The following is a 23,799-nucleotide window of genomic DNA, read 5'->3' as shown; positions in this document are numbered from 1 at the left end:
GATACTTTTAGGAATTAATGAGGTCAATCTTATTAAGATCACTTAAAATCTTGTGATTCTAGGATGAATCAATAAATTGTTGGCACTCTGAGCTGTGTTGGTTGCGGCGATCCCAGCTAGGACAGGTTCACAAAGACGCTTGCCAGAGTCGTGCAAGCCCACCCTCTAACTCGTTAAATCACTTCCCTATAAGCCACACTCTGGCTCCGGTTCTGCAACTCGCTCCGCAGGTATTGCAAACGCGGGTGCTCCAGCTTGGGGTCGTGGGCCAAAATGTGTTTTGCCAACTCGCGGGCCTGCTCGATGATTTCTAAGTCGTTGGCGAGGTCGCCTAGGCGCAGGTCAGGCACGCCGCTTTGCCTTGTACCGCGAATCTCACCGGGGCCGCGCAGTTTCAGGTCGGCTTCAGCGATCACAAAGCCGTCGGTGCTGCCCTCGATGATGCCGAGGCGCTGGCGGGTTTTGCGGCTGTTCTCGCCGGAAATCAGGACGCAGTAACTCTGGGCACTGCCCCGGCCCACGCGCCCGCGCAACTGGTGAAGCTGCGCCAGCCCGAAGCGTTCGGCATTTTCGATGACCATCACGGTGGCGTTGGGTACGTCCACACCCACTTCGATCACCGTTGTAGACACCAGAATGTCGAACTCGCGGGCGCGGAAGCGGGTCATCACATGGTCTTTCTCGGCGGCGCTCATTTTGCCGTGCAGCAGGTCGATGCGGGCTTCGGGCAAGATCACTTTCAGGTCTTCGGAAAGCTGCGTGGCGGCCAACAGTTCCAGCGTGTCGCTTTCCTCGATCAGGGCCGTCACCACGAAAGCCTGCCTGCCCTCCCGAATCTGGCGCATGGCGAACCCGTAGGCCTGCTGGCGGTGCGTGTCTTGCAGCAACTTGGTTTCAATCGGGGTGCGTCCGGGCGGCAATTCGTCGATGATGCTGAGTTCCAAATCTCCGTAAGCCGTCAGTGCGAGGCTGCGCGGAATGGGCGTAGCACTCATCACCAGCACGTCGGGGCGGCCCGCCAGCAGCTTGCGCCGTTGCTGCACGCCAAAGCGGTGTTCTTCGTCTACCACTGCCAGCCCCAAGTTGTCGAAGCGCACGTTTTCCTGAATCAGCGCCTGCGTCCCCACCACCACGTCCACGTCGCCCTCGGCAATGCGCGTTTGCATTTCCAGCTTTTGCTTGGCGGTCATGGCCCCGATCAGGAGGCCCACCCGCACATCCAGTTGGCCCAAATAGCCCGACAGGTTGGCGTAATGCTGCCGCGCCAAAATTTCGGTGGGGGCCATCAGTGCCCCCTGATAGCCGTCGCGCACGGCCAGATACAGGGCGCAGGCGGCCACAGCCGTTTTGCCGCTGCCCACGTCGCCCTGCACCAGCCTCGCCATTTGCCGCTCGCTCCGCATATCGTCGGTAATTTCCAGCAGCACGCGGCGTTGGGCACCCGTAAATTGAAACGGCAGAGCGCCCTCAAAACGGTGGATGTCGTCGCCTGTGGCCTGAAACCGCTTGCCCAGCAGTACGGCGTCGTCGCCCTGCAACAGCACGCGCAATTCCAAAAACAGGTATTCGTCGAAGCGCAGACGGTTCATGCCGCGTGCCAACTGCGCCTCGTCGTGTGGAAAATGCATGCCCCACAGCGCGTCCGACAGGTCGGTCAGGCCGTATTTCTGCCGCCAGTGCGCGGGGAGGTAATCGTCCAGCGGCACGGCTTCCAGCGCCCGGTAAGCGGCGCGGCGCAGGAACTCCTGGCTGATGCCGTCTTTGGAGTCGTACACGCCCACGATTCGGCCCGTGCTGAGGCTCCCTTTGGCGTCTTCCACCGTTTCCAGATGCTCTACGCCGATTTGCACGCTGCGCCCAAACTTCTTCACGCGCCCTGTGAGCACCAGCCTCGCCCCCACGCGCAATTGGCGTTCCATCCACGGCTGATTAAACCAAGTGGCCTTCACGCGCCCGCCCGCCGGGGTTTCCAGCGTCACGTCCAGAATCAGCATGCCGGGTTTGGGGCTGCGGCGCGACTTCGCCACCACCGTGCCTTCCACCGTCACCTTCTGGCCCTCTTCCACCTCTGACAGGTCAGGCAGGGCGCGGCGGTCTTCGTGGCGGTGAGGATAGGCGTGCAGCACGTCGCGCAGGTTGTGCAGCCCCAACGAATTCAGCTTGCGCGTTCCGCCGGGGCCGGTGTCCAGTCGGGCCAGATCAGCGTCGGGCGGCAGGCGTTCGCCGGGGGCGGCGGTGGGTACAGCCACGCGGGCCGGGGCGCGGGGGGTTCTGGGGGCTTTGGCAGCGGCGTCCTGTCCGTCCAGCACGTTCAGCGCGGCATTCAGGGCGGCGGCGCGTCCGGGTTCGTCCAGATCGCCGTAGCCCTTCAGCGCCTCCCGCACGCCCGGAAAAGGGTTGCCCAGCGGCGACGCCAGTAGCTTTTCTACGCCGCCCGCCACAATTTTATTCTGATGCCCACTCGCCCGCTCCGCCAGCAGTGGCCGCCTGAGTTTGTCGCGCAGTTCTGCCACCGTTGCCATACGGGGTGCAGGCTAGCAGGCGGCGGCGGTAGGCAGGGGGAGACGGGCAACAAAGGGGAGAGGGTAGGCAGAAAACAGGGCAAAAGAAAGCCCCCAGCGGTGGGCCGGGGGCAAAGATTTGTCTTCTGAGTTGAAGTTGAGCTTCCATGTAAACCCCCCAGTCTGCTTCGCAGCCAGCCCCCCTTAAAGGGGAGCGCAGGAGCTTTTACTCCCCACCTCTAAGGGGGGGCGTTGCGCCAGCAACGGGGGGGTTCACACACAAAGTCCGAACCACCTCACTTCAAGCTATACACCCGCACGCTGTCGAACCGACTGGTGAAGCCCGCGCCGCCCATAGAAAACAGTCCGATTTTGGCCTGCCCCAGCTTGTGCGTCCACGTGCCGCCTTTCGTCCAGCTCATGCCGTCGCGGCTGGAATAGGCGGTGTAAGTTTCGCCCGCTCCGGCAACTGAGCTGGCCCGGCGCACGATTCTGAGCCACGTTTCGCGGCCCGGTGCCGATAGTACGGTGTTGCCGTAGCGCGGGAATTTGTCGGCCACTGGGTTTTGCTCTTTGGCAAACTCGATCTGGCGCGTATTCCAGATAGAGGTCACGCCCAGCTTGATGAAGTTGTCGTCGTCGCCGTAGATCAGCAGGCCGCCCTGCGCGTAGTTGAAGCAGCAGCCTTCGTCGGGCAGGTCGCTTTGCAGCTTGATGTCTACGGCGTAGTCGCCTGCGGGCGCGTTCTGAGTCAGCACCGAGGCGTTGTTGCTGTTCTCGAACAGGTCGGCGGGCTGGGTGGCAAAGCGCAGTGCACCGTTTTCCAGCCCGGCTTCTGCGGCGGCGGGCGGACGAACCCAAGTCCAGCGCGGGGCGAGGGCGGGGCCACTGAAATCGTCGTTGAAGGCGCTGAGGGTGTTGCCCAGCACGTCGGGTTTGGGGGGATTGGGCTTGTAGGCACTGAGTTGTCCGGCCTGAGCGGCGGGCGCGGGCATCACGCTGTCCGAGGCCCAGTTGCCCGCCCGCACGGTGGGCCATTCGTCTACCCAGTCCAGCGGATCAAGCAGCACGGGGCGCTTGTTCACGCCGCCGGGGGTGAAGTAGGGATCGTTCAGGTCTATGGCGTGGTACATCGTCCAGTCCTGACCCCCTGCATCGGTAAAAACCGCGTTGTGGCCGGGGCCGACCCAGCGGTTGCCGTTCATGCTGATCAGGGGAGTGCCGCCTGTGCGGGGATCGAGCAGCGACACGCCTTCCTTGTCTACGAACGGGCCAGTCGGAGAGGCCGAGCGCCCGGTGAACATGCTGTAGCCGGTCAGAGGGCCGTTGCAGCAGTTGGCCGCCGACAGCATCAGGTAATAGAAGCCGCCGTGTTTCACGACTTGAGCGCCCTCGTAGCGGTTGTCTATCGCCACTTCTTTCTGGGTGGCCGCGTCGGTTTTCAGGCCATCGGCGCTGAGTTTCCGCACCGAGATTCCGCCGAAGTAGCTGCCGTAGTACATCCAGTTCTGGCCCGCATCGTCGGTAATCACTTCGGAATCGAAGACCCAGCGGCGGTCATCGGGATTGCCTCCGGGCGGGCCTTGGGGTTCCACCACCGGGGTGCCGCTGTCTGTCCACGGGCCAGTAGGCGAAGTGCTGGTCGCCACGCCTATCGCGCTGCCCCGCGCTTTGGTGTCGCTGGCGGTGTAGTACAGGTAGTACTTGCCGTTCAGATACTCGATGTTGGGTGCCCACAGCCCCGCGTCGTCCTTCACCCAGTCGGGCTTGGTGGTAAAGGCGTCACCGATGTATGTCCAGTTCACCAGATCAGGCGATTTCGCCATGCTGATCAGGTGAAAGTTGAGGTTGTTGTTGGCGTCCACATCCTTGGTGTTGTGCGGGTCGGTGGTGCAGTACAGATACCAGTTGGTGTCGCCGGGCGTGCGCGACTGGATCACGGCGGGATCGGCGCAAGATTCCACTCTGGTGCCGTCTGCCTTCTTGATCGTCAACGGGTTGCTGTAGGTCAGCTTCACGGTCTTGTCGGGGGTCTGAAGGGTGTTGCAGGCCGACAAGAGGCCCACGAGGCCGAGCATGGGCCACGCGGCACGGGAACGGCTAGAACGGGTGGTGCTGGATGGGTGCATCACTAAACCTCCTGAGAATGAGGGGAGAGGCCAGCGGAACCGGAGAAGGTTCCTCGTTGAGTTGGGAACTGCTGGGCGAAGCACTGCGTCAAGCACGGTGTTTCTCGATAAACACTGCGCCTCTCGATAAACACTGCGTCTTGAGCCTTCGAAACGCGGAATAGAGACACCAGAGCGACTGACACAGCAAAAGCACCGTGCCAAGACCCATGCGGGCAAGACAAACCAGGTGAACTCATTCCTGCGAAACGTAAGCTTTTAGACAAATCAATCTTAACACGGAACTGGTGATAAACCCAGTTTTGTTGTGGCTTTATGAATCCCGCTCTTAAATCCCGCCGTCAACTTGGGGTAGTTTTCTGCCCCAAACCGCTCTCCGACCACCCCTACCCCCGCCGCGCTTCCCCCATCCCTGCCCCCGCCGTGTGAGGTTTCGCCTCGCCTCTGGTCATTTCCGGCATATCATGGCCCGCAGATGCTGACTCACCTCTCGCAACTTGTGACCGATGTAGACGGCGCGTGGGCTGCGGCCATCGGCGGTCTGGACGGGCTGTTGGTGGAAGGCCACACCGCGACCACCGCAGACCTGAATTTACTGGTGGCCGAACATGCCGGACTGCTCCGCACCGCCAGCGCCGCCTACAGCCAAACCCTCAACGGAGGCCAGACCCGCGAACTGTACCTGCGCGGCGAACGCCTCAGCGTGTACCTGCATCCCATCAACGCCGATTTCTTTTTGCTGCTGGCCCTCGATGGCCGTAGCAATCTGGGTCAGGCGCGGCTGTATGGCCGGGACACCGCCCGCAAACTGGAAGGCTTCTTGTGAAACTTGAACCCCTGCACGCTATTCCCGGTGTGGTCGCCAGCGCTTTGGTCGGCCCAGACGGCCTTCCTATAGAAATGTACGGCGAAGCAGGCGACGCCCTCGCCGCTGAACTCGCCTCGCTGCGGGCCAGTCTAGACCGCACGGGCCGCCGCCTCGGGGCCGGAGAAGTGACCCGCATGGCCTTTACCAGTGAGCGAGTTGAAGTGGTCGCGCTCTCCAGCGGTGAATTCGTGCTGGGCGCGGCCATGTTGCGCGGCAGCGACACCCGCGCCGCCCAGCAAGCCTTGGCCCGCCTCGCCCTCGACCTCACCGATTTGCCCAAGGTGGACGACGCATGATCGAAGCCCTGATGGAAACGCGCGGTGTGCGTCACGCCCTGTTGGTGAATGCACAAGGCGAGATCGTGACCGCCGCCGGGCCGCGTGGCCCCGAAGCCGACGCTGACCTGAATTTGGTGGCCGCAGGCCGCGCCGTGATTGCCAGCCTGCAAGCCACGCAGGGCAGCGGCGAATGGAACGACCTGCTCCTCGACGTCGACGGTGGCCCCGTGCTGCTGACTCCGGTGGGCGATCAGATTTTGCTGGCCGCTTTCGATGACGTTGCTAGCCTAGGCCGAATCCGCTTCGCCGTGCGCCGATTGTTGGGCCAGATCTAGTTCGTCACCAAGAATTCAAGCTGTGGACTAGGGGTGTCAAGGCCCGTAGTCCACAGCTTTTTGGTTCTAGATTGTGTCGGCTCACTAGGCGCGTCTCATCCGGAATCAAAAAGAGTCCTTGATCTGAGGCGGGTTTGCCGTTGGTGGCCCCCCTGCTGCGTAGCTGTACGAGTCCCGCAAATGGAGAGGGCAACAGCAGCATAGTTGAAACTCTTCTTAGTCCCAGATTATTCCCCGTCCACCGCTTCAAAGCCTGCCAGTCCGTCGAACAACCCGCGCAAGGGGAAGGCAGGCAACCCGGTTCGCGTGCCGCCGATGCTGAAGTTTTCGTTGCCCAGCATGCCCACTTCCATCGCTTCCCGTTCCTCGGGCTTCATGCGGCCCACCAGACTCTCTGCGCCCATTTGGGTGCCGTGTGCGGCGAGGGCGGCCTTTTTGTTCTCGGCATAGGGGGCCACGTTCATGGTGACGGCGATGGTGCTGGCGTCCACACCATAGATCAGGGGGTCGAGGTCTTGGCCCAACTGCGACACCATCTGGGCGGCCTCTAGGGTGAGGGCTGTGAAATACAGGCGCTGTGGCCCGCCCCCCGGCAGGTGCCCGGTGCTGAAAAACGCCGCGCTGGTGGCCCGGTGAATCTGTAAATGATCGACGTGGCCGTAGCCGCCGTGTGGGTCGAAGGTCAGGATCACTTGGGGGCGAAGGTCGGCGATCAACGCCCGCAATTTGGTTTCGACATCCAGCGGATTGACGTTCAGCATGGCAAGGGGGTCATCGGTGCGCGTGCGTTCGTGGCGGCCCGAATCGTGATAATCGAGAAAGATGGGCGGCTCGATTTCCAGCGCCTTGCAAGCTTCCCGGAGTTCCTGCTCGCGCTGCACGCCGAGATCATCCACCGTCATGCCCGGCACCGTGATTTTGCCCGCTTCGCCGCGTGTGGCACAGGCCAGCACCACGCGAACCCCCTTCCTTGCGTAGTGGGTCAGGGTTCCGCCTACGCTGAAGGCCTCGTCGTCGGGGTGGGCGAACACAGCCAAAATGGTGGGCTGGGTGTTGGGTGCAGTGTGCGTGTCATTGGAGATCGGCTCGGCAGTCATGGGCGGCAGTCTAGCGGGCCAGACTCGCCCAGATCGTCAGCTAAGCTAAACGCATGAAAGCGGCTCTGCAAGCCCTCTGGACAGTGCTGCAACAAATTGTTCTGGCGCTGATCGGGCAGCCTGTGGCGGGCAAACGGCAAAGGCCCAAGCGTGCGCCCGATTTCCGCCCTGCCTCAGCCCGCCGTGCTGTATGGGAAGTGGGGCGGCAGGCGTGGCTGGCCCTGATCGGTCAGCGGGATTCGGTTCCCAAAGATTCTGTGCCTAAAGACTCTGCTTCAGCCGCCGCCAAAAGCAAACCGCGTTCGTAAAAGTCCCAGAACTCTTCCGGCCAAGTGACGTACAGCAGGCGGCGGTTCCGCAGATCGGCGGCATCGAGCGCCTGCCCCAGCGCGGCATAAAAGCGGCTGCCCTGTTCCTGCATGGCCCGCGCCGTCCAATACGGTTCGGCGGCCAACAATCGGGTCAGGCGGTCTTCGGGGGTGAAGGGTGAGTCGGACATCTGTCTATTATTGGTTCTCGTAACGCTGAGCAACGTCCAAAAGCTGTTGTCCTCCCCTCAAAGGGGGGGCGTTGCGTGAGCAACGGGGGGGTTCGCCCAGCAACTCAGCCTCTCGCCAGCAACGTGGGTTCACCTTTCAAGCTAGAAAGACTGACCCTCACCCTGCCTGACGCAACCCTACACGCCCTCTGATACGCTAGCGCTATGCCAAAAGTGTTAGCCGTCACAAGTGAAAAAGGCGGCGTGGGCAAAAGCACGCTGGCCGTGCATCTGGCCGGAGCGTTGGCCGAACGAGGACTGAAAGTGGCCCTGATCGACGAAGACCCCCGCGTGGGCAGCAGCATTCGCTGGGCAGCGCGGGGAATGAATCTGGGTGGCTCAGGGGTGGGCGGCGCGGGCCTGCCGTTCGCCGTGTACGAGGCCGACGACGTGAAACCCAAGAAACTGGCCGCGCTGGACGCCGTCGTCATTGACACGGAAGGCCGTCCCAAACGCAAGGAACTGCGTCAACTCGCAGACCGCGCCGACTTGATTTTGGTGCCCAGTGGAACCTCGGCGCTGGAGTTGGAAGCCACGCTGGAACTGATGGATTTCCTTCAGAGTGACGCCGATGCCGCCCGCAGAGCGCGTGTGGTGCTGACCCGCGTACCGCCCGTGGGCCGAGCCGGAGAAGAAGCCCGCGAGGACTTGCGCGAGGCCGGGGCAACCGTGTGCAATACGCTGGTGCGGGCCTACGCCGCGTACCAGAGGGCCGCCGAATTGGGCACGCTGGCCCGCGACGTGCGCGATCCCCGTGCCGACACCGCTTGGGAAGACATGCTGGCGTTATCGCGCGAGGTGCTATGAGTGCCGCTGCGGTGGCGGGAGCCAGATAATGGCCCGGTTCGACTACCTGAAAGAAGCGGGCAAGGGCAGCAAGAAAGCGGCAAAGCAGGCCAAAACTGCCGCCCGTGCTGCGCCTGTTGCACCGCCCGCCCCTGCCGCACTGCCCGAAGCCGCCGCACCGCGCAAGGGTGAAACCGCCGAGCGGGTGGAAGCCGTGTATGTCCGCAAGGAAACCGTGCGGGCCGTGTGGCGCGAGGTCAAACGCGGCGGCGGCGAGAGCGTCAGCGAATTGGTAGAAGACCTGCTGCTGCGCTGGCTGCGCGAGCGAACCTGATTCTCGGACGCCGTCGCCCTGCGCTACCCTACCCGGATGAGTGTTGGCCGCTACGCCCCAAGTCCGACAGGCGGGATGCATCTGGGCAATGCCCGCACCGCGCTACTGGCGTGGCTGCATACCCGGTCTGCCGGGGGGAAGCACATCCTGCGCTTCGAGGATTTGGACGGCAGCCGGGTACGCGGCTGGGCCTACGACGCTACCCGCCGCGATCTGGAGTGGCTGGGCCTCGACTGGGATGAGGAATATCTGCAATCCGAGCGGCTGGATTTGTATGCGGAAGCAGTGGCGCGGCTGGATTCTTACCGCTGCACTTGCACCCGCCGCGAAATAGAGGCGGCCATTCAGGACAGCGCGGGCGCTCCACACGGCATAGAAGCGGTGTATCCGGGCATTTGCCGGGGCAAGCAGGCTGACCCAGCCCGGCCCGCCGCCCTGCGCTGGAAGGCCTCAGACCAAACCGTGTGCGCCAGCGACTTCCTGACCCGCCAGACCCTCTGCCAGCAGTTGCCCACCGAGGTTGGAGACATCGTGCTGAGGCGCAACGACGGCGTATTTGCCTACCATCTGGCGGTGGTGGTGGACGACGCCGCGATGGGCGTGACCGACGTGCTGCGCGGCCTAGACCTCTGGACGGCGACGCCCCGTCAGATCGCGCTTCAGCGGGCGTTGGGCTATCCGCAGCCCCGGTATTTACACGTTCCTCTGATGACCGATTACGCCGGGGAACGCCTCGCCAAACGCGGGGGAGCGCCGCCTGTGATGGCGCTACGTGAAAGGGGAGAGGATGCAGGGAGGGTGCTATCGGCCGTCGCTCATTCGTTGGGGCACGGCTTCTGGCCTCAGCCGTTGCCGCCCGAAGTCGCGCTAGACGAGCTTCTGATGCTCTGGCGTTCTAAGCTGGAGCAGCTTCAGCCCTAGCCTACCCCCCCCATCAAGTACCCCCAATCTAGACCAGTTGTCTAAGTTTCCCGAACGCCCGTTAGGTCTGGGGGGCTAGCATTTTGCCATGACCCTCAAGCTGTCCGATCTGACGCTGCTGCTGCCCGATTATCCGCAGCCTGACCCGCGTGGGCGCTTTGGCCGTTTTGGTGGCCGCTACGTGCCAGAAACGCTGATTCCGGCGCTGGACGAACTGGAAGAGGCCTACCGCAACGCCAAAAAAGACCCCAGTTTCCTGAATGAACTTGACCGATTGCTGCGTGAATTCGTGGGCCGTCCCAGCCCGCTGTACTTGGCGCAGCGCCTCACCGATTACGCGGGTGGGGCCAAGATTTACCTCAAGCGCGAGGATTTTAATTACACGGGCGCACACAAAATTAATAACTGCTTGGCACAGGGCTTACTGGCCGTGCGAATGGGCAAAAAGCGCGTGGTGGCCGAAACAGGTGCGGGGCAACACGGCGTCGCCAGTGCCACCGCCGCCGCTTTGTTGGGGCTGGACTGCGTGGTGTACATGGGCGCGGAAGATATTCGCCGCCAAGAACTGAACGTGTTCCGCATGAAGCTCTTGGGTGCAGAAGTGCGCGAGGTGACCAGCGGCACCAAGACCCTGAAGGACGCCACCAACGAGGCCATTCGGGATTGGGTCACCAACGTGCGGGACACCTTTTACATCTTAGGCAGCGTGGTGGGGCCGCACCCCTACCCCGCGATGGTGCGCGATTTCCAGAGCATCATCGGTGAGGAAACGAAGGTGCAGCTTGAGGCGCTGGAAGGCCGCCAAGCCCCCGACGCCATCGTGGCCTGCGTGGGCGGCGGCTCCAACGCCATCGGTATTTTTGCGCCCTATGCCTATCTGCCCGCCCACCAGCGCCCCCGCCTGATTGGCACGGAAGCCGCCGGAGAAGGCGTGCATACGGGCAAGCACGCCGCGTCGGTGGCAGGCGGGCGTGTGGGCGTGCTGCACGGCTCTCTGATGTATCTGCTGAACGACGATGAAGGCCAAATCGTGCCGCCGCACTCCATCAGCGCGGGGCTGGATTACCCCGGCATCGGGCCGGAACACTGCTTTTATTCCGAAACCGGGCTGGCCGAATACGTGCCCGTGACCGACGCGCAGGCGTTGGAAGCCCTGAGCCTGCTGACCCGTCTGGAAGGCATTCTGCCTGCGCTGGAGAGCGCCCACGCCATCTATCACGCCGTCGAACTGGCCCGCGAACTTGGGCCGGACGGAATCATCGTGGTCAACCTCAGCGGGCGCGGCGACAAGGACGTGTCGGAAGTGATGCGCCTCCTAGATTTGGAGAAGTTGAACACCGAAAAGCATGACGCGCATGTCGCTGTTGCTGAAAAAGTCGAGGTCATCGCATGACTGCCGTCTCCCAGACACGCGGAGCCGCCCGCATCCACGCCGCTTTTGCCGAAGCTCAGGCGCAGGGCCGCGCCGCTTTCATCCCCTTCATGACCGCCGGATACCCCAGCGCCGCCGAGTTCCCCGCCGTAGCCGACGCCCTGCTTTCGCGGGCCGACTTGCTGGAAGTGGGCATTCCCTATTCCGACCCCCTCGGAGACGGCCCCACCATCCAGCGGGCCAGTGAGAAGGCGCTGGACGGCGGCACGAGTACCCGGCGTACCCTGCAACTGGTGGCCGATTTGCGCGTGCGGCACGACAAACCCATCGTCATCATGACTTACGTGAATCCCATCTACGCCGTCGGCCCGCGTGAATTTATGCGGCTGGCACAAGCAGCAGGCGTAGATGGCCTCATCTTGCCCGATCTGCCGCCTGACCAAGACATAGAAATCGCGGCGCTGGCAGAAGAATACGGCCTCGCGGTCACGTTCTTGATCGCGCCCACCAGCACTCCGGCCCGCGTGCGCCTCGTGGCTGAAGCCTGCACCGGATTCCTGTACGCCGTGAGCGTCACGGGGGTCACCGGAACCCGCGAGGGAGCGGCGCTGAATGAAGTGCCTGCCATGCTCGCCCTCGCCCGCCAGTTTGCTCATGTGCCGATTGCCGTGGGCTTCGGTGTGAAAGACGCCGCTACCGCCTCGCAAGTGGCCCAGCAGGCTGACGGGGTGGTGGTAGGCAGCGCCTTCATCAATGCCGTGCGGGACGGGCAGGATGTCGGAGCATTGGCAGCGGAGATTGCCGAAGGGTGCAGAAAGCTGTAAGTGGCTTCAAAACCGTAGGGGGTAAGTGGTGAGTGGGCAGTGGGCGAAGAGGGAAAGGCTGGAGCTTCAGGCTTTGGTTTTGGGTTTCCCACTCACCACCGCCCACTCACCACTTACCCTATAGCTATGTCTCTCCCCAGTTCTGCCCGTTCCACTTGGACTCAACATCGCCGCGTTGGTGAAGCTGACGTGTATTCCCTGACAGACGGCCAATTCGGGCTAGACGGCGGCGCGATGTTCGGCAACGTGCCCAAGGTGCTGTGGGAACGCCGCGCCCCTGCCGATCATCTGAACCGGATTCGCCTAAGAATCAATCCGCTGCTGATCCGCTTGGGTGGCCGCAACATCCTAGTCGAAACTGGCTTTTGGGACGGCGGCGACGAGAAGTTCGAAACAATCTATGCCCTAGACCGCGATGAGACGCTGTTTCGGGGGCTGGAAGAAGTGGGCCTGACGCCGGACGACATTCACACCGTCATCAATACACACCTGCATTTTGACCATGCCGGACGCAATACCACGCTCTTGGGCGATCCAACATTTCCCAACGCCCGCTACGTGGTGCAGGCCGCCGAGTTGCAGGAAGCCACGCACACCCACGAGCGCAACCGCGCCAGCTACATTCCCGAAACCTTTCAGCCCATCCTAGACGCGGGACTCTTCGACGCTGTAGACGGCGAGCAAGAGCTTCTGCCGGGCCTGAGCGTGCTGCCGGTGCCGGGGCATAATCTGGGGCAACAGGCGGTAGTTCTCCGCAGTGGCGGCCAAACGCTCGTGTACACCGCCGATATGCTGCCTACACTGGCCCACGCGCCCTATCCGTACATCACGGGCTATGACCTGTACCCCGTGACCACGCTGGAGCACAAGCGCAAGTATCTGCCCCAGTGGTACGAAGCAGGCGCACTGATCTGCACGCCGCACGATCCCGATGTGGCGTTTGCAAAGTTGGTAGAAGGCAAAAAGGGCGGGTTTGAGTTGGTGGCGGCGGAGTAGGAAGAAGAATGCCCCGCCAATTTAGTAGGCGGGGCATTCTTTTAAAAATAGATCAGATTTAAGGCAGGACGCTTAAGAAGTACTCTAAGCCACTACCCGTAGGACGTCCGCTGGCGAGGATCGACACCCCACCCTTGGTATTGACAACACTCCTCTCGATACTGTCAGTAGGGATCAGACTTGTGGTGCCGGATACAGCATCTACTTTGATGCTGCTATTGTACCCAGTGGCCCATAAAGTGTTGGCGTTGTTCTGGTCGAAGCCGGTGATCCGCGAGACAGAACCGCCACTCACGGTAAATGTCGTTGCTGTGCCGTCGCTGTTGATGCGAGTGAGACCACCATTGCTGGAGTACCAGACTTGCCCGGTATTGGAAACTGCTGCGCTGTCAATGCTATTGCCTGAAGGATTGGCAACAGGACTGGCGACTGACGTGGAGGTATTGATAAGGATCGGGGTGCCGTTGTATTCAGGCCCGTACAAGACATACAGTCCGTTGTTACTGACGACGAGCCGATTATTGGGGGTGTAAGTCCGGCTGCCGTCTACCAGCGTTCGTGCCCCTGTAACTGGATTCCATTGAAACAATCCATAAGTGGACGCGCCGGTGCTACCGTCTAAAGTGGCGACAAACCAGATTCGTCCCTGATCGTCTACCACACCATTGCTCATGCCTGCGGTCGTCGTTGTCGTTAGGGCGCTAGAGGTGCCGTCATCCTTGACACGGTAAATAATGTTGCTGTTACGGAAGTCGGTTCCTATAGCGTAGACATCTCCGCCCGGTATTGCCAACAAGAAGTTGGAAACATCGCCTAATGTCACCTCTTTCACATTTTGTCCATTGGCAATCCGGCGCAAAGTGGCCTGAAATCCGCCGTTGGCATAGTTGTAACCACTGATGACCCAAACTCCGTTGCTTGCCGGGGCAAGAGTGTTATAGGCCAATGTACCCAATGAAGTCCGGGCAGGCTTGATCGACAACTGGAACACATTGGGCATGCCATTGTTGTTAACAGGAACTTTATCGCCTGTTACTTTGACTTGAGTGATCCCTAATGGGGCGTCTGCCGCCACTTGCATAGGAATAGCAACAGTGGTGGTCGCGTTGGCATTCACGTTGACCGTGACAGGAGAGGCCGTGACACCCGCAGGCAGACCAGTCAGGTTAAGCGTGACATTTCCGCTAAAACCTTCCTGCGGGCTGACGTTGACAGAGACAGAGGCGCTGCCGCCTTGATAGGCATCGACACCAGTCATAACATTGGCGACATAAACGTTGACAGAAGGAAGACGAATGCTAGCGGGCAATTGAGTCCTGCCCAATTCAGTTCCGCCTTGAGAAGCGATCAATGCAAGCGGCCCGGAATAATCTGTTGCCTGATCCGTCAGGCTGAAGGTCACAGTGGTGGTCAGCGCCTGTGGCTTCAACGCTTGTTGAATCAAGCTCGACCCCTGGGCCGATTGAGCTGAGAGTGAACTAGTACCGCTGAGATTGATAGTGCTAGGAGTAACTTTGACGCCTGGAACGCTGGTGCTGAGGTCAATAGAACCTGAGACGGTCCCGGTGGGAGTGAAAGTGATTTCCCGTGTGACTGAGGTTCCCGCCCCCAAGACGACTGTGCTGTAATCAGTGGGGTTTAGCCTGACAGAGGGCAGCGCTGGCACAAAACCAAGTTGAATCCTTGCATCGCTAGGGACGTTTCTAATCGTGAAGGTCGCCACACCACCTGCGTCAGTTCGGACAATGCTCAGGGCATTCCAGCCCACGCTGACGGTGAGGTCTAGATCGAGGCGGTTAGCACTGCCGCACATGGCGATCCCTTTGAGAGTGGTGGCGGTTTGGGCATACACCCGCGTGACGGGAACGCCTGCGGTTGTGGTTTCAGTGAGTCCACCCAAAAAGTCTCCGGCTGCACTGTAAGCAGAAGGATTGGCAAACTCCGATTGAAAATCACCTCCAGTGGTTCCAGCAGAGAGCGTACAACCAGACAAGAAAAGTCTCAAAGTAGTAGGGGTTGGAAGGGCGGCATTCAGAGACCCACTTGCAGAGATCGTATTGGGGGTGCCGTCAACAGTTGCCCGTGCATTGGTCATGAAGAAACCAATTTTGCCCGCGCCAGCAGTCCAGCCCGGAATCGTGCCCACGACTCGTGCCGCCTCCAACGCCGCTCCTGCCAATGCCGTGTAGGTCAGCGATACATACTTGCTGGCATCCAGCGTCACTGTTTGGGCGGCGGGAGCGGCATAATCGGCCACTGCGCCCCCCTCAACTTTAAGCACACTATTTGCGGGAAGGCCCGTAAAGGTTTTGCTGGCGTTCAGTGTCCCCTTGAAGACTTCTGCGTTGGTGGCCGTGTTGGTGACCGTTACGGGTGCGCTGGAGACACCGCTCAGGTTGACTGTCAGGTCGTAGGTAGGGGCGGGCGTGGGCTTGACATACGTCAGCGTCACCGTTTTGCTGGCATCCAACGTCACCGTTTGGGCAGCGGGTGTGGTGTAGCCAGCAACGTTGCCGCCTTCTATCTTCAGCACGTCGTTGGCTGTGAGGCCTGCAAAGGTTTTGCTGGCGTCCAGCGTGCCTTTAAACAGCTCTGCGCCAGTAGTCGTGTTGATGACCGTCACAGGCGCAGAAGACACGCCAGCCAAAGCAACCGTGAGGTCAAACGTGGTGACTGGAGGGGTCACGCCGGGGCAGGCCGTCAGCAGAACGGTCAGACCCAGCATCGCGCCCGACAATTTCAAATGAGTAAGAATCTTCATATTCACTCAGGATTCTAACGTGCAGATGAGCAAGGCGTGTGCAAGATTGAGGCTTCTTAACAACGGTTAAGGCGTCGTCAGATTGATTAGAAGGGCTGTGGCCCAAGCCGTCTATCCCACCTGCCTTGCCCCAGCCCCGGCGCGGCGGTACACTCAGGCCATGCCGAGCGCACTGACGAGAGACGGGGCCGCCCACTTGGGGCTTCTTCTTCGCTGGGGGCGTTGAGCGCTGGCCCTTGCGTTCACCTGTTGCCCCCGGAAACCTCACCGTTCCGGGGGTCTTTTGTGCACCTAGGCAAACATCACGGGCAGTACCCGCAGCACCGCAGACACAGCACCACCACTTGGGGGAAGACATATGGGAATGACGATTTCGGAAAAGATTCTGGCGGCTCACAGTGGACACGCGCACGTCGTACCGGGTCAACTGACCGAATGCACCACCGACTGGGTGCTGTGCCACGAGATCACCACGCCCGCCGCCCTGCGAATGCTGGAAGAACGCGGCATGGACAAAGTGTTCGACCCCAGCAAGATAGTCGCCATTCCTGACCACAGCGTGCCCGCCATGAATATCAAGGCCGCCAAGATGTACCAAAAGCTGAAGTCTTGGGTCAAAGAAAAGGGCATTGAGCATTTTTATGATGTGGGGCGCGGCGGTATTGCCCATGTGGTACTGGAAAATACTGGGCTGGTCAAGCCGGGGCAAACGCTGGTCAGCGGCGATTCTCATACCTGCAACGCGGGCGCACTGGGCATGTTTGCTACGGGTGTGGGCAGCACCGATTTGGCTGGGGCCATCTACGCGGGCCGCGTGTGGTTCAAGATTCCCGAAACCATGCTGATCCGCGTGACCGGAGAAATTCAACCCGGCGTGACCCCCAAAGACATCGTGCTGGAAGTCATCAAGCGCATCGGGGCCGACGGCGCGAACTATATGGTGATGGAATGGGTGGGCGACACGATTGACCGTCTTGATATGGAAGGCCGTTTTACGCTGACCAATATGGCGATTGAGGCAGGCGGCAAAACCGGGATCGTGGCCGTGGACGACACCACGCGCGCCTATCTGTCGGCACGCGGCATAGAAGCCGGCACCTACACCGAATACACCTCCGACCCCGACGCCAATTACAAAGTTGTCATCGACATCGACGCCAGCAAAGTTGAACCCACCGTCGCCTACCCCCACATTCCCAGTAACGGGCGCGTGGCGGGCAGCGACAAGATTGCCGTCACACACGCTTACGTGGGCAGTTGCACCAACGGACGCATCGGCGACCTGCGCGACGTGGCCCGCATCCTCAAGGGCCGCAAAGTGGCCGAAGGCGTGCAGATGATCGTGGTTCCCGCCACGCAGGCCATCTGGAAACAGGCCGCGCAAGAAGGGCTGATGGAAATTTTTGTGGACGCAGGCGCGAGCGTCAGCTACCCCAGTTGCGGCGCCTGCCTCGGGATGCACTCCGGCGTTCTGGGGCCAGACGACGTGTGTATCAGCTCGACCAACCGCAACTTCGTCGGGCGCATGGGCGACCCCACCGCGCAGATTTATTTGGCGAGTCCCGCGACGGTGGCCGCCAGTGCCGTGGCCGGATTCATAGCTGATCCCCGCGCCTACAACGCCGACGGCAGCAACGCGGCAGACTGAGCGTGGAGGCCAACTGATATGGGAGACGCCAAACGCCGTAAACAATTGGGCCTGATGCCCACCGTGCATCCCTTCGAAGCCGATCTGGACACCAGCGGCAATGTGACCCTGAACCGGGGGCCACAGGAAGCCGCGCTGCAAGTCCTGATCGTAGACGCCTTGCGCGAGACTCAGCCCACCGGGCCATTGTGGGACAGTGCCTACCGGACTTCCTACGTGATGGCAGGTCGCCCTGATCGCCTGCTGGAAACCGCCGATGACGTGCAGGCCATTCCCGTGCCGCCGCACCGCCGCTATGTAGGCGAATTGGCGCTGGGCACGGCGCTCCCCGAAGATGCCAACACTTACACGCATATTCCGTTGGAAGGCGGCGTGCTGCACCTACGCCAGCAAACGCATTCTGCCGACGGCGTGCGCTGGGAATCGTTTCCGGCCAATACCGATCCCCGCCGGGCGCTGGAATTTCTGATGCAGCACCCCGCAGCGGGCGGGCTGGGCAAAGTGGTGGCGACCTTCCGCATAGAGCAGGCGCAGGGCGAAGACGGGCAGCAGGGCCGCGTCACTATCGACCCCGAACCGCCTGAAGAATGGCTGGAAGTGCTGGAAGAACTGGCGAGCGAGTGGCACGGCCAGACGCCCGAAGAATGGGCCGCTTTGCACGCCGAACAGGTGGACGAAGACGAACCCACCGCGCCTGTGCTGAAGCGCAGCCTGTTCGAGTTGCGCGAGCCTGCGCTGCTGCTTTCACCGCTGGGCACACCGTTTGCCCAAGTGGGTGGGCTGGAACTGCATATAGATCCGGCAGGCTCCGGCTACTCGCTCGACGGCGAAGAGTGGATTACTTACGACCCCGACGCCGCGCGGCTGGGCGACTCCCTGCCCCCCGAACTGAGCCAGTTTTTGGACGTTGAGACCGTAACGGTGACCGTGTTTGCCGATGGCCGCGTGGAATGGCAAGACGACGACGTGCCCGCCGACCAAGCAGACCGAATTCGCGCCGATTTGATGCAGGCCACAGGCGCAGGCCACGCCGAACGCTGGGCCGACTGGACAGAGAATCTGCTGCTGGAACTCTTCGCCGACGAATACCCCGACCTGAACGAAGTGGAAACGCTGCCCGTGCCGACGGCGGTGCGCCTCGATATTCCAGTAGACGCCCTGACCGACACTGACCCACTCGCGCAGGCGTTTATAGAATCCGAGCTGACCTTCGACGGCGAGACGTGGCACGACTTGTATGCCGAAGAATTGCCCGCTGAGTTGAGTGCTGCTCGGCCTCTGAATTAAGTTGGCGTCGCGTGCAAACCCCCCAGTCTGCTCCGCAGCCAGCCCCCCTTAAGGGGAGCGCAACAGCTTTGTCCTCCCCTATAAGGGGGGGCGTTGCAAAGCAACGGGGGGGTTCACCCAAAATCCCTACTCTTTGCACCTCAGACCCTCGACCTTTAGACCCTTAGACTCCCCCACCCCCAAAAAGGAACCCCCTATGCCCAAAGTTCATGTCTTCGGACGCGACCACATCAACACCGACGAGATTATTCCGGCCCGCCACCTGACCACCGACGTGGAGGCGGAACTGGCCCCCTACGCGATGGAGGATTACGACAAGACCTTCGCGGCGCGGGTGCAACCGGGCGACATCATCGTGGCGGGCGCGGACTTTGGCTGCGGTTCCAGCCGGGAACACGCGGTCTGGGCCTTGCGCGGCGCGGGCATCGGCGCGGTTATCGCCCCAAATTTTGCGCGGATTTATTACCGCAACTCTATCAACAACGGGTTTCTGGCGCTGGAATGTGCCGGAATCGTGGAAGCCTTTCAGGACGGCGACGAGGCCGATCTGGATTTGATCGGCGGCACGATTGCCAACCTCCGCACGGGTCAGAAGCTGACCTTCGTGCCGGTAGCCCAGTTTGCGCTGGACGTGCAAAAAGCGGGCGGCTGGCTGGAATACATGCGCGACCACGATCAGGCGGCGCTGGAAGCCGGAACGTTGAACGCGGCCAGCACCGAAGCGGGACACGGCCACCCCGGCCACGAGGCTGACCAAGACGCCAAACAGGAGGCCCACCGTGCCTAAAATCGTGATCTTGCCCGGAGACGGGATTGGCCCCGAAGTCACCGCCGCCGCCGTAGAAGTGCTGCGTGAAGTGGCCCCAGACGTGACTTTTGAAGAACACGCCATCGGGGGCGGAGCCTACGACCAGTACGGCGACCCGCTGCCCCCCATCACCCGTGACGCGCTGGCCGATGCCGACGCGGTGCTGCTGGGTACGGTGGGCGGCGCACACAACAGCCCGTGGAACCTGCTGCCCCGCCCCCTGCGCCCCGAAAGTGGCCTGCTGGCGCTGCGGAAACTGCTGGGCTGCTACGCCAACTTGCGGCCCGTCCGCGTGCAGCCGGGGCTGGAGCATCTCAGTCCCCTCAAGCCCGAATTGGCGCGGGGCGTAGACATCCTGATCGTGCGCGAACTGTTGGGCGGCGTGTACTTCGACCAAGACCGCAAGATCGAGGGCGACACCGCCTACAACACCATGCGCTACACCACCGCCGAAGTGGAGCGCGTGGCGAAAGTGGCGTTTTGGGCCGCCGAACAGCGCCGGGGCCGCGTGACCAGCGTGGACAAAGCCAATGTGCTGGAAGTCAGCGAACTGTGGCGGCGCGATGTGACCGCCCTGCGTGACCGCGACTACCGCAACATTCACCTGAACCACGAATACGTTGATAGCGTCGCCATGCTGATTGTGTCCGACCCCAGCCGCTACGACGTGATCGTGACCGAAAACCTGTTCGGCGACATCCTGTCTGACCTCGCCGCCGTGATTCCCGGTAGCCTCGGCCTGATGCCCAGCGCCAGCTTAGGCGACGGCGCGGGCCTGTTCGAGCCGATTCACGGCAGCGCCCCCGACATTGCTGGAAAGGGGATTGCCAACCCCGCCGCCGCCATCATGAGCGCCGGAATGCTGCTGCGGCACGGCCTCAAGCGCAGCGACGCCGCCAACCAGATAGACCGCGCTGTGGCGTTGGCCCTGCGCGAGCATCCCACGCCCGATCTGGGCGGCAAGGCCGATACCAAAACTTTTACCCGCGCCGTGCTGAACGCGATGGGCAGCCCCAGCGTCGGTTAATCCCACTGTCGGTTAAGCAAAGGCAGATTTGAGAATGGGGCGGAGGCCAAGTGCTTTCGCCCCACTTGTTTACGGCCTGTTCTCCAACTCCCGCACGCGGTTTTCCAGCGTTTCTATACGGCTCCGTTGGCCGCTGTTGCTGGCCCGCTCAATCAGTTTGATCACCAACATGACCACGCCAACGATGACGGCCAGCATGGTCAGGATCACGATCAATTCGATGGGGCCGAAGTTAGGCATAAACACAGCCTACTTGTCTGACGGTCAGGTAGCAATGAGACGCCCACACTCCGTATCCCACCAAGGAATCCCACCATGACCGAATACCGTGATACCGCCTATGCCGCCGCTTACCTCGCCATGCAGGACGCTATTCCTCAACGCGACGTGGGCGAGCGGTTGCTGCTGGATTTCCTGCCTGCCCACACGCGCCGGGTGCTGGATGTCGGCTGCGGCGATGGCCGATTGCTGGCGCTGGCCCAGACCCGTTTTCCGGGGGCAGGGGGTGTGCTGCTCGATCATTCTGCGGCCATGTTGGACGCCGCCCGTGAACGCACTTGGGCGGCTCCGGTAGATTACGTGGCCCACGATCTCAGCCAACCCCTGCCCCCGCTAGGCACGTTCGACGCCATCATCAGCGGCTTTGCCATCCATCATTTGCCTGATGCCAGAAAGCGCGAGCTGTACGCCGAATTGCGCGGCCTGCTGAATCCCGGCGGCCTCCTGCTGAACTTGGAACATGTCGCCAGCGTGGATGACCGCGAACATGCCCGCTTTTTAGACCTCATGGGCGGCAAAGAAGACCCCAGCAATCAGCTTGCGCCCGCGTGGGATCAGGTGGCGTGGCTGCGTGAATCTGGCTTTGCACGCGCTGACGTAGTTTGGAAGTGGCTGGAACTGGCGCTGATCGTGGGCTGGACGGATTGAACTACCGCGCCCAAGCTGACTCCGGTTGCCTGCCCACTCGTCCTAAGCCAGCTTCAGCCGCCCTCCAAGCGTGTGTTCGTCTATGTCGCCGCCCACCAGCGCGGCATGAATCCGTCCCAGTGGATCGGTCACGATCAGGGTTGGAAAGGCATAGACGCCGTAGCCTTTGCGAATGCGTCCATCAGCGTCCAAGATCAACTGATCGCCGTACCCGTGTTCGGGCAAGTCACCTCTGCGGGCATCGATGACGCGAATATCGAGTTGGTGGGCCGCAGCGAACCGCCCCACGAACATATCGAGTTGATCGCAGCCGACGCACGCTTCCGCCTTGAAGTACAGCAGGGTTTGCTTGGTCAGAGTCAGAACTGTCGGTGGCGGTCTGACCGAGCCTGCTTTGGGGACAGACATGCTGAACACTTTGTCCAGTACGGTACCCAAGACGCGGGGCAGCTTAATTTTTATCTGAGTGGACATAGACTTTTCTAGAATACCCATGAATGACAGCCCGTCTTGCTGCATGTTCGCCTCTGGGTGCATCCTGTCCTCATGACCTACACCGCTGCCGTGACTTTCCCCGCCCCCAACCGTATCCCTTACCCCGGTGGTTGCGTGCTGGAGCCGGGGCCATACGCGCTGGATTACCTGCTGAAATGGCGGGCCGATGTGATCATAGGCGGTACTGTTCACGCCGATATGCCGGTGTTTCCGCTCATCCGCGCCTTGCTGGCCGACCCCGCCGCGCACGGCGTTACTCAGGCCGAAGCCGAGGCCGCACGCGAACGCTTTTTGGAGGTGGCGGGGCAGGCACTCACGGCAGAGGGCGGCCAATTGGCGTGGCTGGCGCGGGAATTTGAGCGGGCTTGACCCTCATCCCCGAGTTGCTGCCCACCCTGCCCGGTGAAGTGCTGCACGCCCGCGTGGCCCGCACCCTGCGCGACGCCGTGCAGCGCGGTGTGTTGGTGCAGGGCGCACGCCTGCCCGGACACCGCACGTTGGCCGCGCAGTTGGGCGTGTCTCGCAATACGCTGGTAGACGCCTTGGCACAACTTCAAGCCGAAGGGTACGTGAGCGCAGGCGAACGGTCTGGAACCCGTGTGGCGGTGCCGCCTGCTGCGGCTGTGGCTCCTGCCGTTCAGCCCCCGTTACCGCTGAGCGCGTGGGCCACCCGCGCCCTCGCAGGCCGAATCACCGACGCGGGCGGCGTGTACGCCGTAGATTTCCGGGTGGGCCAACCCGTGCCCGACTTGTATCCGGCGGGCGCGTGGGCTTTGGCCTTGGCACGGCGGGCAGGGCAGGCCAGTTCGGGTCAGTTGGGCCTGCCGCCAGATTCACCGACTGAGCCGGGCCTGAATGAACTCGGCCCACTGGAAACCCGCCGTGCGCTGGCCGCCTACCTGAATGCCGAACGCGGCGCACGGGTCACGCCCGACATGCTGATGTTGACGGGCGGGACGCAATGGGCACTAGACGCCCTCGCCCGTGTGTTTTTGGAAGAGGGCCGGGTGGCCGCCACCGAAGACCCCACCTATCCGGGAGCGCGGGCTGCACTGGCCGCCACCGGAGCCACACTGCTGCCCGTGCCCGTAGACGAATACGGCATAGACCCTGCCGCGTTGCCCGCGCACGCCACGCTGCTCTATGTCACCCCCGGTTGCCAGTACCCCACCACTGCTGCCCTGCCCGCCGCCCGCAGTGGGGCCGTGATCGCGTGGGCGCGGGCCTGCGGAGCGTTCATTCTGGAAGACGACTACGCCGCCGACCTGCACCACACGGCGCGGCCCCCAGCCGTGATGCAGGGCCTCGCGCCAGACCGGGTGTTGCTGCTGGGGAGCTTCAGCAAAAGCCTAGCCCCCGTGACCCGCAGCGGCTACTTGGTGGCCCCGCCCGACGTAGTGCGTGTGCTGGCCGGAACCCGCCCCCTCACAGACCGCGCTCCCGGTGTGCTGGACGCCCTCGCGCTGGCCGACATCCTGTCTTCTGGAGCCTACGCCCGCCACCTGCGCCGCGCCCGCCAGAACATTCGTCACCGCCACGACACGTTGCTGGAAGCGTTGGCGGCCCATCTTCCCGGTTGGAACCCCACCCCCGCCCGCGCTGGCCTGCATGTGCATGTGACCCTGCCGCCCCACCTGACCGAAGCCGACGCAGTGGCCCTCGCCCGCCGCGCCGATGTGGCTCTCACGCCCGCCGCCCCATTGGCCGTCTTGCCCCGCCCACCCGCCGTACTGCTGGGGTACGCGCATTTGTCGCCGGAAGCGATTCGGGATGGAGTGCGCAGAATGGGGGAGAGTAGAACGTAAAACGTGGATCATGGTCAGGGTTTTTCGCCTTTTCCACAATCCACGTTCAGCCGTTATTTCGG

General features: G+C 62.1%; 23 protein-coding genes. 16 read left to right on the top strand and 7 right to left on the bottom strand.

Annotation, left to right across the window (positions count from 1 at the left end; all coding sequences use genetic code 11):
* Nucleotides 1–173: 173 nt before the first annotated feature.
* Complete coding sequence (gene recG / locus SU48_RS08155; protein WP_064014820.1) at nt 174–2,522, bottom strand: ATP-dependent DNA helicase RecG; 2,349 nt, start codon at nt 2,520–2,522, stop codon at nt 174–176.
* A 275-nt stretch (nt 2,523–2,797) separates the two neighbouring features.
* A complete protein-coding gene (locus SU48_RS08150) occupies nt 2,798–4,630 on the bottom strand; it encodes a family 43 glycosylhydrolase (protein WP_231881568.1) in 1,833 nt (610 codons plus the stop codon).
* A 475-nt stretch (nt 4,631–5,105) separates the two neighbouring features.
* On the opposite strand from SU48_RS08150, the gene SU48_RS08145 reads away from it, so the two are divergent.
* The 3 genes from SU48_RS08145 to SU48_RS08135 are packed head-to-tail and all read left to right on the top strand — an operon-like array spanning nt 5,106 to nt 6,111.
* On the top strand, nt 5,106–5,456 hold the full coding sequence (locus SU48_RS08145) for a roadblock/LC7 domain-containing protein (RefSeq protein ID WP_064014818.1): 351 nt from the start codon (nt 5,106–5,108) through the stop codon (nt 5,454–5,456).
* Nucleotides 5,453–5,794: a roadblock/LC7 domain-containing protein gene (locus tag SU48_RS08140; protein WP_064014817.1), complete on the top strand. Its 342-nt coding sequence runs from the start codon at nt 5,453–5,455 to the stop codon at nt 5,792–5,794. The genes SU48_RS08145 and SU48_RS08140 overlap by 4 nt, the downstream gene beginning before the upstream one ends.
* Nucleotides 5,791–6,111, top strand: coding sequence for a roadblock/LC7 domain-containing protein (locus SU48_RS08135; protein ID WP_064014816.1), 321 nt, complete (start codon nt 5,791–5,793; stop codon nt 6,109–6,111). The genes SU48_RS08140 and SU48_RS08135 overlap by 4 nt, the downstream gene beginning before the upstream one ends.
* Nucleotides 6,112–6,338: 227 nt before the next feature.
* Here the strand turns inward: SU48_RS08135 and SU48_RS08130 are convergent, their stop codons facing one another.
* A complete protein-coding gene (locus SU48_RS08130; protein ID WP_064014815.1) occupies nt 6,339–7,208 on the bottom strand; it encodes a PIG-L deacetylase family protein in 870 nt (289 codons plus the stop codon).
* Between the two features lie 229 nt (nt 7,209–7,437).
* The gene (locus SU48_RS08125) at nt 7,438–7,707 is read right to left on the bottom strand and encodes a hypothetical protein (protein WP_064014814.1); all 270 of its coding nucleotides are present in this window, start codon (nt 7,705–7,707) and stop codon (nt 7,438–7,440) included.
* 204 nt (nt 7,708–7,911) lie between these two features.
* On the opposite strand from SU48_RS08125, the gene SU48_RS08120 reads away from it, so the two are divergent.
* From SU48_RS08120 to SU48_RS08095, 6 genes are all read left to right on the top strand, one after another.
* Nucleotides 7,912–8,553, top strand: coding sequence for a ParA family protein (locus SU48_RS08120; protein WP_064014813.1), 642 nt, complete (start codon nt 7,912–7,914; stop codon nt 8,551–8,553).
* A gap of 28 nt (nt 8,554–8,581) precedes the next feature.
* The gene (locus SU48_RS08115) at nt 8,582–8,866 is read left to right on the top strand and encodes a hypothetical protein (protein ID WP_064014812.1); all 285 of its coding nucleotides are present in this window, start codon (nt 8,582–8,584) and stop codon (nt 8,864–8,866) included.
* Between the two features lie 36 nt (nt 8,867–8,902).
* The gene (gluQRS, locus tag SU48_RS08110) at nt 8,903–9,787 is read left to right on the top strand and encodes a tRNA glutamyl-Q(34) synthetase GluQRS (protein ID WP_064014811.1); all 885 of its coding nucleotides are present in this window, start codon (nt 8,903–8,905) and stop codon (nt 9,785–9,787) included.
* Nucleotides 9,788–9,875: 88 nt separating this feature from the next.
* A complete protein-coding gene (trpB, locus tag SU48_RS08105; protein WP_064014810.1) occupies nt 9,876–11,180 on the top strand; it encodes a tryptophan synthase subunit beta in 1,305 nt (434 codons plus the stop codon).
* On the top strand, nt 11,177–11,983 hold the full coding sequence (gene trpA, locus SU48_RS08100) for a tryptophan synthase subunit alpha (protein WP_064014809.1): 807 nt from the start codon (nt 11,177–11,179) through the stop codon (nt 11,981–11,983). The genes trpB and trpA overlap by 4 nt, the downstream gene beginning before the upstream one ends.
* Before the next feature lie 126 nt (nt 11,984–12,109).
* A complete protein-coding gene (locus SU48_RS08095) occupies nt 12,110–12,979 on the top strand; it encodes an MBL fold metallo-hydrolase (protein ID WP_064014808.1) in 870 nt (289 codons plus the stop codon).
* Nucleotides 12,980–13,037: 58 nt separating this feature from the next.
* Here the strand turns inward: SU48_RS08095 and SU48_RS08090 are convergent, their stop codons facing one another.
* Nucleotides 13,038–15,740, bottom strand: coding sequence for a hypothetical protein (locus tag SU48_RS08090; RefSeq protein ID WP_064014807.1), 2,703 nt, complete (start codon nt 15,738–15,740; stop codon nt 13,038–13,040).
* Between the two features lie 358 nt (nt 15,741–16,098).
* Between SU48_RS08090 and SU48_RS08085 the strand changes: the two genes are divergently transcribed.
* The 4 genes from SU48_RS08085 (at nt 16,099) to leuB (ending at nt 20,510) form a co-directional block, all read left to right on the top strand.
* Nucleotides 16,099–17,388, top strand: a complete 1,290-nt coding sequence (locus tag SU48_RS08085; RefSeq protein WP_064014806.1) for a 3-isopropylmalate dehydratase large subunit — start codon at nt 16,099–16,101, stop codon at nt 17,386–17,388.
* Between the two features lie 18 nt (nt 17,389–17,406).
* A complete protein-coding gene (locus SU48_RS08080) occupies nt 17,407–18,675 on the top strand; it encodes a hypothetical protein (RefSeq protein ID WP_064014805.1) in 1,269 nt (422 codons plus the stop codon).
* Between the two features lie 196 nt (nt 18,676–18,871).
* Nucleotides 18,872–19,462, top strand: coding sequence for a 3-isopropylmalate dehydratase small subunit (locus tag SU48_RS08075; protein ID WP_064014804.1), 591 nt, complete (start codon nt 18,872–18,874; stop codon nt 19,460–19,462).
* Entirely contained in the window at nt 19,455–20,510 is a 1,056-nt protein-coding gene (gene leuB / locus SU48_RS08070) for a 3-isopropylmalate dehydrogenase (RefSeq protein ID WP_064014803.1), read from the top strand. Before SU48_RS08075 ends, leuB begins: the two co-directional genes overlap by 8 nt.
* A 69-nt stretch (nt 20,511–20,579) precedes the next feature.
* Here leuB and SU48_RS14160 read toward each other — a convergent pair whose 3' ends face one another.
* Nucleotides 20,580–20,750: a hypothetical protein gene (locus tag SU48_RS14160; RefSeq protein WP_157451125.1), complete on the bottom strand. Its 171-nt coding sequence runs from the start codon at nt 20,748–20,750 to the stop codon at nt 20,580–20,582.
* Nucleotides 20,751–20,825: 75 nt separating this feature from the next.
* Here SU48_RS14160 and SU48_RS08065 point away from each other — a divergent pair, with 75 nt between their 5' ends.
* Nucleotides 20,826–21,437, top strand: coding sequence for a class I SAM-dependent methyltransferase (locus SU48_RS08065; protein WP_064014802.1), 612 nt, complete (start codon nt 20,826–20,828; stop codon nt 21,435–21,437).
* 42 nt (nt 21,438–21,479) lie between these two features.
* Here SU48_RS08065 and SU48_RS08060 read toward each other — a convergent pair whose 3' ends face one another.
* Nucleotides 21,480–21,911: a TlpA family protein disulfide reductase gene (locus tag SU48_RS08060; RefSeq protein WP_157451124.1), complete on the bottom strand. Its 432-nt coding sequence runs from the start codon at nt 21,909–21,911 to the stop codon at nt 21,480–21,482.
* A gap of 72 nt (nt 21,912–21,983) precedes the next feature.
* On the opposite strand from SU48_RS08060, the gene SU48_RS08055 reads away from it, so the two are divergent.
* Nucleotides 21,984–22,301 carry a hypothetical protein gene (locus SU48_RS08055; protein ID WP_064014800.1) on the top strand — a complete coding sequence of 106 codons (318 nt, stop codon included), beginning with the start codon at nt 21,984–21,986 and terminating at the stop codon, nt 22,299–22,301.
* Entirely contained in the window at nt 22,298–23,737 is a 1,440-nt protein-coding gene (locus SU48_RS08050; protein ID WP_064014799.1) for an aminotransferase-like domain-containing protein, read from the top strand. The genes SU48_RS08055 and SU48_RS08050 overlap by 4 nt, the downstream gene beginning before the upstream one ends.
* The last annotated feature ends 62 nt before the right edge of the window (nt 23,738–23,799 follow it).

Source organism: Deinococcus puniceus (assembly GCF_001644565.1).
In the GTDB taxonomy this organism is placed as follows: Bacteria; Deinococcota; Deinococci; order Deinococcales; family Deinococcaceae; genus Deinococcus; species Deinococcus puniceus.
This window is presented reverse-complemented; position numbering and strand designations above follow the sequence as displayed.

Coding starts and splice junctions, on each gene's coding strand:
- SU48_RS08060 (WP_157451124.1), bottom strand. CDS start 21,911: ATGTCCACTCAGATAAAAATTAAGCTGCCCCGCGTCTTGGGTACCGTA.
- SU48_RS08150 (WP_231881568.1), bottom strand. CDS start 4,630: ATGCACCCATCCAGCACCACCCGTTCTAGCCGTTCCCGTGCCGCGTGG.
- SU48_RS08095 (WP_064014808.1), top strand. CDS start 12,110: ATGTCTCTCCCCAGTTCTGCCCGTTCCACTTGGACTCAACATCGCCGC.
- SU48_RS08085 (WP_064014806.1), top strand. CDS start 16,099: ATGGGAATGACGATTTCGGAAAAGATTCTGGCGGCTCACAGTGGACAC.
- SU48_RS08075 (WP_064014804.1), top strand. CDS start 18,872: ATGCCCAAAGTTCATGTCTTCGGACGCGACCACATCAACACCGACGAG.
- SU48_RS08055 (WP_064014800.1), top strand. CDS start 21,984: ATGACCTACACCGCTGCCGTGACTTTCCCCGCCCCCAACCGTATCCCT.
- SU48_RS08115 (WP_064014812.1), top strand. CDS start 8,582: ATGGCCCGGTTCGACTACCTGAAAGAAGCGGGCAAGGGCAGCAAGAAA.
- SU48_RS08080 (WP_064014805.1), top strand. CDS start 17,407: ATGGGAGACGCCAAACGCCGTAAACAATTGGGCCTGATGCCCACCGTG.
- SU48_RS08120 (WP_064014813.1), top strand. CDS start 7,912: ATGCCAAAAGTGTTAGCCGTCACAAGTGAAAAAGGCGGCGTGGGCAAA.
- recG (WP_064014820.1), bottom strand. CDS start 2,522: ATGGCAACGGTGGCAGAACTGCGCGACAAACTCAGGCGGCCACTGCTG.
- gluQRS (WP_064014811.1), top strand. CDS start 8,903: ATGAGTGTTGGCCGCTACGCCCCAAGTCCGACAGGCGGGATGCATCTG.
- trpB (WP_064014810.1), top strand. CDS start 9,876: ATGACCCTCAAGCTGTCCGATCTGACGCTGCTGCTGCCCGATTATCCG.
- SU48_RS08145 (WP_064014818.1), top strand. CDS start 5,106: ATGCTGACTCACCTCTCGCAACTTGTGACCGATGTAGACGGCGCGTGG.
- SU48_RS08125 (WP_064014814.1), bottom strand. CDS start 7,707: ATGTCCGACTCACCCTTCACCCCCGAAGACCGCCTGACCCGATTGTTG.
- SU48_RS14160 (WP_157451125.1), bottom strand. CDS start 20,750: ATGCCTAACTTCGGCCCCATCGAATTGATCGTGATCCTGACCATGCTG.
- SU48_RS08065 (WP_064014802.1), top strand. CDS start 20,826: ATGACCGAATACCGTGATACCGCCTATGCCGCCGCTTACCTCGCCATG.
- SU48_RS08130 (WP_064014815.1), bottom strand. CDS start 7,208: ATGACTGCCGAGCCGATCTCCAATGACACGCACACTGCACCCAACACC.
- SU48_RS08135 (WP_064014816.1), top strand. CDS start 5,791: ATGATCGAAGCCCTGATGGAAACGCGCGGTGTGCGTCACGCCCTGTTG.
- trpA (WP_064014809.1), top strand. CDS start 11,177: ATGACTGCCGTCTCCCAGACACGCGGAGCCGCCCGCATCCACGCCGCT.
- SU48_RS08090 (WP_064014807.1), bottom strand. CDS start 15,740: ATGAAGATTCTTACTCATTTGAAATTGTCGGGCGCGATGCTGGGTCTG.